15 protein-coding genes are annotated in these 14265 nt (G+C 66.6%); 6 read left to right on the forward strand and 9 right to left on the reverse strand.

All coding sequences use genetic code 11. The annotated features are described in order from the left end of the window. Nucleotides 1–81: 81 nt before the first annotated feature. From dinB to QNJ67_13385, 3 genes are all read right to left on the reverse strand, one after another. Nucleotides 82–1326, reverse strand: coding sequence for a DNA polymerase IV (gene dinB / locus QNJ67_13375; GenBank protein MDJ0609961.1), 1245 nt, complete (start codon nucleotides 1324–1326; stop codon nucleotides 82–84). 72 nt (nucleotides 1327–1398) lie between these two features. Then, nucleotides 1399–2121 carry an LrgB family protein gene (locus QNJ67_13380; protein ID MDJ0609962.1) on the reverse strand — a complete coding sequence of 241 codons (723 nt, stop codon included), beginning with the start codon at nucleotides 2119–2121 and terminating at the stop codon, nucleotides 1399–1401. Beyond that, nucleotides 2121–2522 (reverse strand): CidA/LrgA family protein, encoded by a 402-nt coding sequence (locus QNJ67_13385; GenBank protein ID MDJ0609963.1) that lies wholly within the window; start codon nucleotides 2520–2522, stop codon nucleotides 2121–2123. Before QNJ67_13385 ends, QNJ67_13380 begins: the two co-directional genes overlap by 1 nt. A gap of 209 nt (nucleotides 2523–2731) precedes the next feature. Between QNJ67_13385 and QNJ67_13390 the strand changes: the two genes are divergently transcribed. From QNJ67_13390 to QNJ67_13400, 3 genes are all read left to right on the forward strand, one after another. Further along, nucleotides 2732–3700: a tripartite tricarboxylate transporter substrate binding protein gene (locus tag QNJ67_13390; protein ID MDJ0609964.1), complete on the forward strand. Its 969-nt coding sequence runs from the start codon at nucleotides 2732–2734 to the stop codon at nucleotides 3698–3700. A 90-nt stretch (nucleotides 3701–3790) separates the two neighbouring features. After that, nucleotides 3791–4303, forward strand: a complete 513-nt coding sequence (locus QNJ67_13395) for a tripartite tricarboxylate transporter TctB family protein (protein MDJ0609965.1) — start codon at nucleotides 3791–3793, stop codon at nucleotides 4301–4303. Nucleotides 4304–4319: 16 nt separating this feature from the next. Continuing rightward, nucleotides 4320–6002 (forward strand): tripartite tricarboxylate transporter permease, encoded by a 1683-nt coding sequence (locus tag QNJ67_13400; protein MDJ0609966.1) that lies wholly within the window; start codon nucleotides 4320–4322, stop codon nucleotides 6000–6002. A gap of 100 nt (nucleotides 6003–6102) precedes the next feature. On the opposite strand, the gene QNJ67_13405 is transcribed toward QNJ67_13400, so the two are convergent. Together QNJ67_13405 and QNJ67_13410 are read right to left on the reverse strand one after the other, a co-directional pair. Next, nucleotides 6103–7326: a hypothetical protein gene (locus QNJ67_13405; GenBank protein MDJ0609967.1), complete on the reverse strand. Its 1224-nt coding sequence runs from the start codon at nucleotides 7324–7326 to the stop codon at nucleotides 6103–6105. A gap of 208 nt (nucleotides 7327–7534) precedes the next feature. Next, the gene (locus QNJ67_13410; GenBank protein ID MDJ0609968.1) at nucleotides 7535–8722 is read right to left on the reverse strand and encodes a hypothetical protein; all 1188 of its coding nucleotides are present in this window, start codon (nucleotides 8720–8722) and stop codon (nucleotides 7535–7537) included. A gap of 135 nt (nucleotides 8723–8857) precedes the next feature. Between QNJ67_13410 and QNJ67_13415 the strand changes: the two genes are divergently transcribed. Further along, nucleotides 8858–9256: a PaaI family thioesterase gene (locus QNJ67_13415; protein ID MDJ0609969.1), complete on the forward strand. Its 399-nt coding sequence runs from the start codon at nucleotides 8858–8860 to the stop codon at nucleotides 9254–9256. 54 nt (nucleotides 9257–9310) lie between these two features. Continuing rightward, on the forward strand, nucleotides 9311–10267 hold the full coding sequence (locus QNJ67_13420) for a proline racemase family protein (GenBank protein MDJ0609970.1): 957 nt from the start codon (nucleotides 9311–9313) through the stop codon (nucleotides 10265–10267). Nucleotides 10268–10298: 31 nt separating this feature from the next. Here the strand turns inward: QNJ67_13420 and QNJ67_13425 are convergent, their stop codons facing one another. The 4 genes from QNJ67_13425 to QNJ67_13440 form a co-directional block, all read right to left on the reverse strand. Then, nucleotides 10299–11330, reverse strand: a complete 1032-nt coding sequence (locus QNJ67_13425; GenBank protein ID MDJ0609971.1) for a patatin-like phospholipase family protein — start codon at nucleotides 11328–11330, stop codon at nucleotides 10299–10301. Nucleotides 11331–11437: 107 nt separating this feature from the next. Continuing rightward, nucleotides 11438–12076 (reverse strand): thiamine phosphate synthase, encoded by a 639-nt coding sequence (gene thiE, locus QNJ67_13430; protein MDJ0609972.1) that lies wholly within the window; start codon nucleotides 12074–12076, stop codon nucleotides 11438–11440. Nucleotides 12077–12089: 13 nt separating this feature from the next. After that, entirely contained in the window at nucleotides 12090–12908 is an 819-nt protein-coding gene (thiM, locus tag QNJ67_13435; GenBank protein ID MDJ0609973.1) for a hydroxyethylthiazole kinase, read from the reverse strand. A gap of 99 nt (nucleotides 12909–13007) precedes the next feature. Beyond that, a complete protein-coding gene (locus QNJ67_13440) occupies nucleotides 13008–13460 on the reverse strand; it encodes a VOC family protein (protein ID MDJ0609974.1) in 453 nt (150 codons plus the stop codon). A gap of 310 nt (nucleotides 13461–13770) precedes the next feature. Between QNJ67_13440 and QNJ67_13445 the strand changes: the two genes are divergently transcribed. Then, on the forward strand, nucleotides 13771–14265 hold a 495-nt coding region (locus QNJ67_13445), incomplete at its 3' end, for an orotate phosphoribosyltransferase (GenBank protein ID MDJ0609975.1).

Below are 14265 nucleotides of genomic sequence, written 5' to 3' on the forward strand. Positions count from 1 at the left end.
GGGGTTTCCTCTGTCGCTTGTTGTTCATGTTTTGTTCTCATTTTTTACCGCCGTGCCGGAAAGAAGTCAACACGCCGGAGCTCACAGCTCCCGCTCGGCCAGCGCGCGAAAGGCGTCGGGGACCGCGCGGCCCTCGCCCAGGACCGTGGATCCGTAGCCGATCGCCGCGCGCCCGAAACGCGCGCGGACCTTGTCCATCGCCCGGTCGGCCGCCCAGCGGGCCGCGCCCTTGCCGGTGCCGGGCCGGCGCTTCTCGTCGCCCAGCCGGAGCGGGAACTCGAGCTGCAGGGCCGCGTTCTTCTCGAGCTGCGAGACCGAGACGCCGAGCAGCGAGAGGGTCCTTTCGTCCGGGTGATCGGCCAGGGCAGCGCGCAGCAGATCGACCGCGACCTCGGCCAGGATCGCGGTCGCCGAGATCGCCGCGGGCAGCGTGATCGAGCGCGTGACGGCCCTCAGGTCGGCGAAGCGGACCCGCAGCGTCACGGTGCGGCCGGCCCGGCCCTTGGCGCGGAGCCGGGACGCGACCCGGTCGGCGAGATAGAGCAGGGTCGGCCGGTAAACGGCCGCGACCGCCGGCTTGCGGCCGAGCGCCGACTGCGCGCCGACCGAGCGCGCGCGGCGCCCCGTCACGACCCTGCGCGCGTCGCGGTTGGCCGACAGGGCCGAGAGCTTCTCGCCCGCCGCCTCGCCCAGGAGCCGCTTGAGCGTGCGCTCCTCGGTCGCGGCCAACTGGCCGATCGTGACGATGTCCCGCTCGGCCAGCCGGGCCTTGGTCACCGGGCCGACGCCCCAGATCAGCTCGACCGGCAGGTCACGCAGGAAGTCGCGCTCCGTCCCCGGCCGGACCACGGCCAGACCGTCGGGCTTGGCGACCTGCGAGGCGATCTTGGCCAGGTGCTTGGTGCTGGCCACGCCGAGCGAGATCGGCAGCCCCAGTTCGGCCCGCACCCGCTCGCGGATGCGCGTCGCCATCTCTTCGGGCGGCCCGAGGAGGCGGACCGAGCCGGTCACGTCCGCGAAGGCCTCGTCGATCGAGATCCGCTCGACCAGGGGCGTGAAGTCGCCAAGGACCGCGATCGCCGCGTCGCCGAGACGCTGGTACTCGTCGAAGCGGCCGCTGACGAAGACCAGCTCCGGGCAGAGCTCCCGCGCGCGGCGCCCGGGCATGCCGCTCTGCACGCCGAAGGCCTTGGCCTCGTAGGACGCCGCCAGCACCACCCCGCCGCCGACGGCTATGGGCTTGCCCCTCAGCGCGGGGTCGAGCAGCTGCTCGACCGAGGCGTAGAAGGCGTCGAGATCGGCGTGGAGGATGGCCGGGGCAGACATGAGAACATAAAGCGAACAAATGCACACGTGAGTCAAGCGGGGAGAGCCGCGGGCGGAACCGATCCGCGCCCTTCACCCCGCGAAGAAAAGCTTCCAGAACAGCGGCAGCAGCAGGGCCGTGGCCAGGGCGTTCAGGCCCATCGCCAAGCCGGAGAAGGCCCCGGCCACCTCGTTGATCTGCACCGCCCGCGCCGTGCCGATGCCGTGGCTGGCGGTGCCGATCGCCAGCCCCCTGGCCGGCCAGTCCTTGATGCGCAGCAGGTTCAGGATCGGCGGGCCGATCATCGCGCCGAGCACGCCGGTCATGATCACCAGCACGGCGGTCAGCGACGGCAGCCCGCCGAACTGCTCGGTGATGCCCATGGCCACCGGCGCGGTCACGGACTTGGGCGCCAGGGACAGGAGCGCTTCCCGCGAGCCGTCGAGCGCCCAGGCGATGGCGACCGCCGAGGCCGACGCGGTCAGCGAACCCATCACGATGCTGGCCAGCACGGCCAGGGCCGAGCGGCGGACCTTGTCGAACTGCCGGTAGAGCGGGATGGCCAGCGCGACCGTCGCCGGGCCGAGCAGGAAGTGCACGAATTGGGCGCCGTCGAAATAACGTTCGTAGGCGGTGCCGGTCCCGCTCAGGACGGCGACGACCAGGACCACCGCGACCAGCACCGGGTTGAGCAGCGGATTGAGCCGGCCCCGGCGGTAGATGAGGCTGCCGATCTGGTAGGCGACCAGGGTGAGGGTCAGGTGCAGCAGTGGGCTGGCGCTGAGGTAGACCCAGATATCGCCGAACTCGCGCATCAGCCCTTCTCCCCTTCCCCGCCTGGCCCTTCCCCGCCGGCGGCATCCCCGCCGGCGACCTCGGGCCGGCGCGGCGCCAGCCAGACCATGAGCCCGCCTGTGACCGCGATGGTCAGCGCCGTGCTGACCACGAGCGCGACCGAGATCGGCAGCCAATCGCGGCCGAGCAGCTGCACGTGCAGCATGACGCCGACCCCGGCCGGGACGAACAGCAGGGAGAGATTGCCGATCAGCACATTGGCGGTGGCGCCGAGATCCTCGGGGATCGAGCCGTGCACCAGCAGGCCTAAGAACAGCAGCGCCATGCCGACGACCGGGCCGGGCACCGGGATCTGCAGGGCGGTGACAAAGAGCTCTCCGATCAGCTGACAGCAGAAAATGGTCGTGAGATAGCCGAGCATTGCGGGGTCCCCTCTCGAACAAGCCGGCCACCAGGCGGCCGTCCCGCATTCCCTCAAGTTTCCGGCGGCGGCACAACAGGCTTCGAGGCGCCGGGGCGACCTTGCCCGCGATCCCCAACTTTTCTAGGCTGGCAGCCAAGCAATCAGCCGCCGTCCGGTCCGGGCACTGCCCGGCCCGCCAGGCGAAAACTCAACAGGGAAGGCTCGTCATGAAACAGAGACTCGTTGCCACGGCCGCCGCTTTCGCTCTCGGCGCCCTCGCCCTCGCGCCGGAGAGCGCTGCCGCCGCGGATATGCCGTGCAAGACCGCCAAGCTGATCGTGCCCTGGAAGGCCGGCGGCGGCACCCACGTGATCTTCTCGATCTTCGAGAAGACCATCCAAGAGATGGACGTGACACCGAAGATCAAGGTCGTCACCGTGCCCGGCCAGGGCGGCAACAAGGGCGCCAAGGAAGCGGCCAAGGCCAAGGGCGACGGCTGCACGCTCTTCGCCATTCACCAGAGCGCCATCACCAGCTACCTGAACGGCCGCATCGACTACCACTACGACAACTTCGAGACGGTCTCGCTCTTGACCTCGACGCCGGACATCGTCGGCGCTTCGGCCAACGTGCCCTGGAACAACTTCGAGGAGTTCAAGAAGGCGACGCTCGCCAGCCCCGGTACGGTCAAGGTCGGCGCCACCTTCGGCTCGACCAGCCAGTTCTACTGGCTGCTCCTTTCGGAGCGCACCGGCATGGAGTTCAAGTTCGTGCCCTATGACGGCACCCGCGAGCGCATGACTGCGCTGCTCTCCGGCGCGATCGACATGGGCGGCATCAACGTCGCCTCGGGCCGCAAGTACATGGAGACCGGCGAGCTCAAGGGCTTCGCGATCGCCGCCGAGGAGCGCTCCAAGCACCTGCCGGACATGCCGACCCTGAAGGAGCTGGGGGTCGACATGATCTACGCGCTCGACCGGGGCATCGTGGTGCCCAAGGGTACCTCGAAGGAGGTCATCGACCACTGGGCGGCGATCTTCAAAAAGGCCGCCGAGGACCAGGACCTCAGGGCCCAGATGGACGCCAAGGGCACCGACGTGAACTGGGTCGGCCCGGACGGGTTCCGCGAGTGGGCGGACAAGACCTACGCCGAGCACGAAGCGGTCGCGATCAAGATCGGCCTCTACAAGAAGTAAGCCGGATTCGCTGCGATCCCGGGCCTGGGCAACGACAAGCGCGAAGGGCCCGGGATCCCTTTCCCTATCCGAACCGGAGAAGAGGGTGCCATGGGCCGCCTGAACCGGGATGCCGTCATCGCGATCCTGCTGCTGGCGGCCTGCGGCGTGCTCTTCTGGTCGACCTTCAGCATCCGGGACCCCGACTACGGCCAGTTGCCGCCCTCGGCCTGGCCCCGGGTTATCCTGGCGGCGCTCACGCTGCTGAGCGCGATCTATCTCTTCCAGTCGCTAAGCCGGGGGCCGGCGCCCAAGGACGACTATCATTCGGACGACCACAGCGCCATGCCGACCGATCCGATCGGCTGGCTCGCTTACTGGCGCAACCCGATCTATTGCTTCGTCCTCTTCTTCCTCTACCTGGTCACCCTGCCGGTGCTCGGCAGCCTGATCGGCGGCGTGCTCTTCGTCTTCACCCTGATGAGCGTGCTGGGCGGCTGGCAGCCGAGAAAGCTGGCGCTCCACGCCGTCGTGGCACTGGCCACGGTGGGCGGCATGTGGAGCCTCTTCACCTTCGCCCTCGAGGTGATCCTGCCGCCCGGCGTGATCTTCTCGCCTTTCTGACCGCCGGAGGCACCGAATGATCCTGGAAAACGTCCTCCTGGCTTTCGGCGAGATCGCCAACCTCGAGACCCTCGCCTTCATGCTGATCGGCGTGGCCGGCGGGCTGATCGCCGGGGCCATCCCCGGCTTCACCATTGCCATGGCCGTGGTGCTGACCCTGCCCTTCACCTTCGGCATGCCGCCGGCCCAGGGCCTGGCGACCATGGTGAGCGTGCTGGTCGGCGGGCTCTCCGGCGGCCTCATGGCCGGCATCCTGACCGGCATCCCGGGCACGCCCTCCTCGGTCGCCACGACCTTCGACGGCTTTCCCATGGCGCGCCGGGGCGAGCCGGGCCTGGCGCTGGGCATCGGCGTCTGGTCCTCCTTCTGCGGCGGCATCATCAGCGCCATCCTGCTGGTCACGCTTTCGCCGCAGCTCGCGCGCATCGGCCTGGAGTTCAATCCCTGGGACTTCTTCATGCTGGTGATCTTCGCGCTCACGATCACCGCCAGCCTCTCGGGCCGGAACCTGGTGAAGGGCCTGATCGCCGGGGCCATCGGCCTGCTGGTGCGCACGGTCGGCGAGGACGAGGCGGTCGGCATGGCGCGCTTCGACTTCGGCAGCGACGCCCTGCTCTCGGGCTTCGACTTCATCGCCGTGCTGATCGGCCTCTTCGCCTTCAGCCAGCTGCTGCGCGACGTGCGCGATCCCGTTGCGGCGAGGAAGTCGCTTACCGAGCGCCAGCAGGTGAAGATCAGGATCGAGCATCTGGCGGCGGTGCGCACTCTCGCCAAGCGCTGGGTTGTCGTCATCCGCTCCGCGCTGATCGGCGTCTTCACCGGCATCCTGCCCGGCGCCGGCGGCTCGATTGCCAACATCCTGGCCTACGATCAGGCCAAGAAGGCCTCCAAGACCCCGGAGCAGTTCGGCAAGGGCACGCCCGACGGCATCATCGCGCCGGAGAGCTCGAACAACGCGGTCGAGGGCGGCGCGCTGATCACCATGATGGCGCTCGGCATCCCGGGCGACGTCACGGCGGCCATCATGCTGGGGGCGCTGCTGATCCACGACGTTGTGCCGAGCCCGACCTTCATCGCCGAGGAGCCGGTCCTGGCCTACGCCATCTTCATCGCCTTCTTCCTCGCGACCTTCATGATGCTCGGCCTGCAATCCTTCATGCTGCGGGTCTTCGTGCTGGTCACGCGGATCCGCATGTACATGCTGGCGGCGATCATCTTCGGCTTCTGCGGCATCGGCGTGTTCGCCATCAACAATGTCGCCTTCGATCTCTGGACCCTGCTCTGGTTCGGCATCCTGGGCTTCCTGATGCGCCAGTTCGGATTTCCCCTGGCGCCGATGATCCTGGGCGTGGTGCTGGGCAACATCGCCGAGCTCAACCTCGCCCGCGCCATGGCGATCACCACCGACCTGACCCCCTTCGTAACCCGGCCCTGGTCGCTCTTCTTCCTGATCATGGCCTGCTTCTCTGCTGTCTTCCCCTACTATCAGGCCAAGCGCAGCAGCCAGAAGTGGACGCTGTTCTACATGCCGGTCGCCTGCTTCGCCGTCGCCGTGCCGCTGATCATGATGGGCGGGATCCCGCGCCCGATCCTCGGCGTGGTCGTCGCGCTTCTGGGCGCCTACGTGCTCTATCGCCGGGCCAGGAACGGCTGGAAGCTGCCCGAGGCGGAGCCCGGCGAGCGGCTGGTCGAGGGCTGACAAGCTAGAACTTCGCGCATCTCTTCGGACGGCTTCGGCGGTCTTGTCGGCCATCGGCTGGTCGCCTGGGCCAGAAACGTGGCTTCGTTGCTTGTTGGCCTTACCGTCGTTTCTCGCTGTGCGAGATTAGGTGATCGATCCAAGCTTTTGCGGAGGGCGTTTTGAGCCTGTTGAAATAGGTGATTGCCTTGGCTCGATCCCTTTCAACATGAATTCCGAGCGCGTAAATCTGGCCAAGATAGAGAGTAGCCCACATTGGGGAATTGACCAAAGCGGCAGCCAGGGTTCCTATACGCTTGCGAGCGTAAAGGGCCGTGTCGCCGAAGGGAGGATTAAGCCGAGATGGCAGCTTTGTCGCCTCGCATCGCCGGAGCCGCGCCCCGCTCCCGGCACACATCGCCTCTGCGCAATCTTCGAGATGGGCAATTGATAACTCCCATGGTGTGGGATTGTCTTGTTCAAGATATTGATTGACCATCTCTTGCAACTCTGAAGGATTGTTCAGTACTTCATCGGTCCTCTGCATCCAATTAAACCGCCGGTTGCCATGGTGGCACTTGGCTGTAACACTGCCCTCTGCGGCGATTATAAGCCATTCCGTTTCTGTCTTGCCCAACACTTCTTCCCGACTCGGCTCCGCGTTCCATTCGGGAAGATACCTCGCCGACCCCAAGGCCTCGGCCGCCCGGCTCTGCTGCCCCTTCTCAAAGGCACTCCGGTAGGCGCGCAGCGCCCGCACCATCTTCTTGGCATCGTCTTCAAGAAAGGCCTGAATTTCCAGCTCTTTGCCGTAGGCGTAAAGATAGTCCGCGTCGCCGGTTTGCGCGGCAGCCCCCAACAGCTCGAGTTTCTTGGCCTGGCGGTTCGGGACGAACCTCTCGCGGTTCTGGAAGTAGAGCCTCTCGGCATACAAGACATGCGATGGTATGTCGCCTAAGGCCACATTCTCTTCCAAGAGCGCGTATTGGCGCTTTATGAGCGCATCAGAGGTCTCAAACTTGCCTGGTATCGTCAGGACCAGATTGTAACGCGCTTGAACAACCTTTTTCTCCACAGCCTCTTCAAATAGCTCAACCGCCCTTTTGCGATCGCGCTTGACGCCCCGCCCCCGCAGATACAAGACGCCCAGATTGTTCGTAGCGTCACCATTTCCCAATATGTGTAGATAGCCGAACAGCCTGCGGGCTCCATGTGGGTCGCCGGCGAGCAGCATTCCGATTGCTTTCCGGTTTATTTGATCGGCGACCGGCGGCACCAAACCAACCAGAAAAACACCGCAAAATAGGACGGTAATGCCAAGCGAGATCTTCCAAAACCGTCGCAAACTTTTTCCTCCTGTCATTACTTCATTGTAGCGACAAGAGAACACTTAAGTGTAAACGTTTCTCGACGCTTACGTGCTCTATCGCCGGGCCAGGAACGGCTGGCGGCTGCCCGAGGCGGAGCCCGGCGAGCGGCCGGTCGAGGGCTGAACGCGAAGATTCTCGTTTCTGTGGGGCTTCGACGGTCTCGCTGGCGCGTGGCGCCACCGCTTACGGCTGATTCTGCTGTTCTTCTCTCAGCGTGTTGAGATATTCGATCCAGGCTTCTGAGTCGGAAATCTCGGCCCTGCCGAAATACGCGACTGCCTTGGCGATATCCCTTTCTACATGAATGCCGAGCGCATAGAGCTGGCCGAGACGGTAGTTGGCCCACAAGGGCGAAGTGAACAAGGCGGGAACGGTGCCTCGAATCTTGATTGCGTAGAGGGCCGTGTCGCCGAACGGCGGATTGGGCGGGAACCTCAGCCTTTTCGCGGCGGCGCATTCCTCAAGATAGGCGATGCTGGTTCTCCACGGTGTCGGGTTATCTTGGGCAAGATACCGATCGATCATCTCTTGTTGCGCTAGAGGATCTGCAAACATCTCATCCCACTCGCCGATCCAATCGAAACGCCGGCTGGTGTGGCGACACTTGGCGGTGATGCTGCCGCCCTCCGCGGCGATCAGGGTCCATTCCGCTTCGGACTTTTCCAGGATCTCTTCCCGGCTCGGTACCGTGTTCCACACGGCAACGGACCTGGCCGACCCCAAGGCTTCGGCACCCCGGATATTGCCCTTGTCGTAGGCGCTCCGGTAGGCGCGCAACGCCCGCGCCATCATCTCGGCGTCGTCCCGCTTGAAGGCCCGCACCTCGAGCTCTTCGCCGTACTGATAGATGTAGTCCGGGTCGCCGGTTCGTGCGGCAACCTCCAGCACGTCCATTTTCCTGGCCTCCCGGTTCGGCACGAACTTCTCGCGGTTCACGTAGTAGAGCCGGTCGGCATAGAGGACGTGCGAGGGTATGTCGCCCAGGGCGACGTTCTCTTCCAGGAGCGATAGCTGGCGCTCGACGACCGCGTCCGGGGTCTTGAACCTGTTCGGCATCGTCAGGACCAGGTTGTAGCGCGCCTGAACGACCTCTTTTCCCACGGCTTCTTCAAAGAACGCGATCGCCTTCTTGCGGTCACGCTCGACACCCAGACCCCGCCGATAGAGGACGCCCAGGTTGTTCGTGGCATCGCCGTTTCCGAGCACATGGAGATAGCCGAACAGCCAGCGAGCCGCCCGGGGATTGTCCGCGGACAGCAATCGAATGCCCTGACGGTTGATCTGATCGGCGACGGGCGGCACCAGGCCGATCAGAAGAACGCTGCAGAGCAGAGCGACAGCGGCAATCGAAATCCTAGTGGCTTTGGGCAACGACCTTTCTCCCGAGCTCTTGCCATCGTAGTGACCCGTGGTCGCGCAAGCGTTAACGCTCTCTAGGCCTGTGGCTTGTCAAGCGCTGGCCGCTGGGGCTTGCCGCCTCCTTCTGCCTGCGGCAGTCTCCGCGCCATGCTCGACACCTTTCGACCCAAGGGCGGTTTCGCCGATCTCGTCGGCTACGAGCTCGCAGCGTGGCAAGAGGACGAGGCCGTCCTGACCATGGCGGTCGGCAAGCAGCACCTCAACCGCAGCGGGGTGCTTCATGGCGGCGCCCTGACCACCCTGGTCGACGCGGCCTGCGGCTACGCCGGCTGCTACGCCGGCGAGGGGGAACCGCCGCGGCGCGCCTTCACCCTCTCGCTCGACTGCAATTTCGTCGCCACCGCCGGCGAGGGCGCGCGCCTTACCGCGACCGCGCGCAAGACCGGCGGCGGCAGCCGGATCTACTTCACCCAATGCGAGGTGCGCGACCAGGACGGCCGCCTGATCGGCCAGGCCAAGGCCGTGCTGCGCTACCGCAGCAGTTAGCGCATCCAGCCTGGCGCTCATGTGCCCCGGCCCAGCAGGGAGCAGTGTCATTACATGATAACCGCCTATGACGTCTCCGCGGTCGGCATGACACATCGCATCGCCGTCGGCGCGGCTCCGCAGATCAAGGGCGCAAACATGGCGGCCAAGCAAGATTATCTGGAGACGCATCTCGACGGCGTCAGACAGCGCCTGATCTGCGGGCCTTCTGACGAGCCCGACCTTATCGGCGTGCTGGTCACCGAAGCCACCGACCCGCAAGCCGACGTCGGGATCATCTACTTCGTGCGCCAAGGCTACTGGGCCATGTGCGGCTCGGGAACCTTCGCCTTAGGCGTTTTCCTCATCGAGTCGGGGCTGATCGAAGCCGTCGAGCCGGTCACCGAGATCGTGCTGGAGCTGGCCTCCGGCCTCATGACGCTGCGCGCCGAGGTCGATCGCGGCCGCGTCCGGCGCGTCTCCACGATGACCGAGCCGGTCTTTCATCTTGATGCGACCGAGATCGAACTGCCGGGCTACGACCCGGTGCCGATCGACATTGCCTATTGCCTCAACTACTTCGAGCCAGCGCTGAACGCCCGGACCCTCGGCCTCGATGTCAGCTTGGAAAACCGTGTTGAACTGCTGCGCGTCGGGGTCGCGGTCCGACGCTTGATCAACGAGCGCTTGACCCTGCGGCATCCGAATCAGCCATCGATCGACCGCGCGGTCCAGGTGCAGATCTACGACCCGGAACCATCGACGGCCGGCGTGGACTGCCGCTGCGTCGCCATCTACGGGGAGGACGGTTTCGACTTGACCCCTTCCGGCACTTCGACCTGCGCTCACATGGCCACAAAGAGAGCGAAGGGTGAAATGGCCGTGGGCGACCGCTTCGTCATGGAGAGCGTCACAGGCGCCGTGATCGAAGGCACCATCAAGGCCGACACAGAGGTCGGCGACAGACAGGCAATCGTCCCGGAGATTGCCGGCGGCGGAACTATTGCCCGATTGGTCACACTCTGCCGCTGACCTTACTGGCTGACCGGCGCGGATCCCCGTTCTATCCCTGATCAATCAGCTGCGCCGCGAGCTCTTCCAGCTCTTCGCTGCGCTCGCCCACCATCGTCTGTCCCAGCCGCTTGATCTTATCGATATTGTCGTGGCTCGCGTCGTCCATGTCGTCGCTGGCGGCCTCCAGGCGCGGCTGGAAACGGTAGTAGCGCCGCCGGCCGTCGCCGTTTGGCTGGAGAATGTTGCCGACCTGCTGGTCGACGATGGCGGCGTCGCCGTCGCACATCAGCGAGAAGAGCGGCTGCACCCAGCGGGCCGCGCCCCAGTCCTTGACCTCGGCGTAGGGCATGCCGCGGGTCAGTTGCCCCGTGCCCAGCGAGAGCAGGACGAAGTCCCGGGCCGCCGGGAACAGGCGCCGCGCCTCGATGTAGGCGGCCAAGGCCGGGTTGTAGGCGACCACCGCGCCGTCGATCAGCGCCATGTTGCCGCTGCCGTTCTCCCGTTTCAGGAGAGCAGGCTCGAAATAGGTCGGCGCGGCGGTAGCGGCGCGGATCACGTCGACCAGGCGGAAATCGTGGCTATCGTCCTCGCGGGCGTCGCGCGAGCTGAAATTGAAGGGATGGCGCTTCTCGAAGTCGTAGGAGGTGATCAGCGCCTCGGTCAGCACCTGGGACAGCTTGAGCTGGTCGAACACCCGCGCCAGCACCTGCTCGAGCCCGTCCGCCGGGTACTTCTCGTCGACCAGGTTGCCGACCGCGCGGATCTGGTGCCAGACCGAGCGGGAGAAGACCCGGGGGCCGCCGATCTCGTAGAGGCGGACCAGATCGTGCGCCGAGAAGCGCGGTTTGCCCGTCTCGTCGGGAATCAGGAGCGCCATGCCAAGCAGCGCGCCGGTCGAGGTACCGGCCACCAGATCGAACAGCCGATGCGCCGGCTGGCCGGTCAGCCGCTCGAGCTCGCTCAGCACGACGGCCGGGAGGATCCCGCGGATTCCGCCGCCGTCGATCGCGCAGATACGGATCGGACGCGGCGCGCGGCCGAACATCCGCATCAGCCGACTGCCCAGTCCCGCCTTGTCCATGCTGCTCGATCCTCCGGGCACCGATCCCGCTCGCCCGCACTATCAACGGCGATCCGCTATTGCAACGCCGCCATGGTTTAGATCCGATGAAATCCCGCTAAACGGGGTCAGGGCCGACCCTGCTCGACGGCGGCGCGCAGGTCGCGGGCGGCCCGCTCGGGATCGTCCGCGGCGCAGATCGCCGAGACCACCGCGACGCCCTCGACGCCGCGGGCCATGACCGCCGCGGCCCGCGTCTCGTCGATGCCGCCGATCGCAACGACCGGCGGGGCGATGCGCCGCCGCATGTCGGCGAGGCCCTCGAGGCCGATCGCCGCCCCCGCGTCGGCCTTGGTGCCGGTCCCGTAGACCGGACCGACTCCGACGTAGTCGATCAGATCGGGATCGACGATCGCCATCTCCTCGGGCGTGCCGGCGGAGACGCCGAGGATCTTGCCCGGCCCCAGGGCCCTGCGCGCCTCGGCCGGCGACAGGTCGTCCTGGCCCAAATGCACGCCGGCCGCGTCGCAGGCCGCCGCCACCGCCACCCGGTCGTTGACGATCAGCGGAACGCCCTGGGGCGCGAGCAGCGCCTTGAGCGCCCGGCCCTGGTCGATCAGCGCCGCGTCCGGGGCCGACTTGTCGCGCAGCTGAACCAGGGTAACGCCGCCGCGCACGGCCGCCGCCACGACTTCGAGCAGGGAGCAGGACCCGACGGCGTCGGAGCCCGCGATCAGGTAGAGGGACAGGTCGAAGTCGGGGCGCACGGCGGCAAGCTCTCTACTGGACCCGCGCCCCCTCGGCGAGGCTCCCTTGGTCGAGGGCGTAGAGCTGGTCGATCAGGTGGACCCGGAAGCTGCCCGGCCCCGCGGACTGGGCCGCCGCCAGTTCGCCGGACAGCCCCAGGAGGGCGATCGCGTGGGCCGTGGCCACCAGCGGATCGTCGCCGACCGCGCAGCAGGCCCCGACCAGGCAGGTGAGCGCGCAGCCCAGGGCCGCGACCCGCGACATGAGCGGATGCCCGTTGGCCACGGCCATGACCCGCTTGCCGTCGGTCACGTAGTCGATCGTGCCGGTGATCGCGATCACCGCCCCGGTCGCCTTGGCCAGGTCGTGCGCGGCATCGAGCGCCTCGGCCGAATCGATCTCGTCGCGCGGGCCGCCCATCGCCGCGAGGCCGTTCCCGAGCGCCAGAATCTCGGTGCCGTTGCCGCGGATCACGGTGGGCTGCAGGTGGGCCAGCCGCCGCGCCACCTGGTAGCGATTGGCGAACACCGAAGCGCCGGCGGGATCGAGCACCCAGGGCGTGCCCAGATCGATCGCCCGGCGGACGCCGGCGACCATGGCATCGATCGAGGTCGGCGTCGGCGCGCCGATGTTGACCGTCAGAGCGTCCGCTGCGCCGACCAGATCCTCGACCTCGTCGAACGACTGGAACATGGTCGGGACCGCCCCCACCGCCAGCAGAAGGTCCGCGCTGAGATCGCCGGCCGGCGTGCTGGTCAGGTTGTGCACGGCGGGCGACCGCTCGCGCAGCTCGTTGAGCGTGTGCCAGGGTGTCTCTTCTTCGGGCGCGTCGATGGGATGGGATTGGGACATAGACTTTTCAGGATGACACAAGACCGCAGGCTGGCAAAGAACGAACCCCCGGCATCGAGCGACTTTCCGACGCGTCCGCACGGCGCCCGGCGGACCGGATCACTCCGGCGCCATGCCCTTGGCCTCGAGCTCGCGCAGGGCCGCTTCGGTCTTCTCCAGGCCCTCGACACCCATGCCGCGCAGCACATTTGGCGCCTTGGTGAACTGGATGTTCTGGTAGCCGACGATCTCGATCCGATTGCCCCAGGGATCGAGGAAGTCGAGGAAGCGACCGGGCAGGATCTCGACGTTCATCTCGGCCAGGGTGCGGCGCACGGCCTCCTTGTCGTCGACGACCAGGCCGACGTGCCGGTTGTCGTCCGGGCCTTGGCGCCGTCCCTTGGAGAAGTTGACGAACTGGTCGCCGAAGTAAATGAACGCCGCGTTGTCGTTCCTGCTCTTCACCTCGAACTCGAACAAACGGCCGTAGAAGGCCAGCGCCTCCTCGATGTCGCCGACCTCCAGGGCGACGTGGTTGAACCCCAGCGCCCGCGCCTTCCTTCCCTCGGTCATCGCGGCTTCGCCCTCCTTCGCCAGCGCCGCACAAGTATAGCGGCCGCATATACTTGATATGGGCGTGGGGGCGCGCCGGCGAAAGCAGCAATCCCGGCGCCGTCGTACCGGGGCCGCCGGCGTTTCTCTCGACCCACCCGCACCCCGGCAGCCGGATCGAGCGCCTGATGCCCGAGGCGATGAGCGTCTACGAGGCGAACCGGGGCCGCTTCACCCGAGACGGCAGACCCGCCCGAAGAAGTCTTTGCCCGCCGCTCGCCGAGCCGATAGACAGGGGCCGATAGACAGTGGAGGCGGAAGGAGAGTATCCATGGCCGGAGACGACTGCGCCAGCGTCGCGAGCCGCTGCCTGATCGACATCGAGGCGATTCTGTTCCGCCCCGACGAGCCCTTCATCTTCACCTCGGGACGGGCCAGCCCGGTCTACGTCGACTGCCGGCGCATCATCTCGTTTCCGGAGACCCGCAGCCGGCTGATGGACCTGGCGGTCGAGAAGATCGACCGCGAGATCGGCCGCGACCGCATCGACTGCGTCGCGGGCGGCGAGACTGCTGGCATCCCCTTTGCCGCCTGGATTGCCGAGCGCCTCGGCCTGCCGATGGTCTACGTGCGCAAGAAGCCCAAGGGCTTCGGCCGCAACGCTCAGATCGAGGGCTGCTTCGATGAAGGCGCGCGGGTGCTACTGGTCGAGGACCTGGCGACCGACGGCGGCTCGAAGCTCAACTTCGTCGAGGCGCTCAGGACCGCGGGCGCGGAGGTCGCCCACTGCCTGGTGATCTTCCACTACGGCATCTTTCCCCAGTCG

The sequence above is a fragment of the Kiloniellales bacterium genome (assembly GCA_030064845.1).
Lineage (GTDB): Bacteria > Pseudomonadota > Alphaproteobacteria > Kiloniellales > JAKSDN01 > JASJEC01.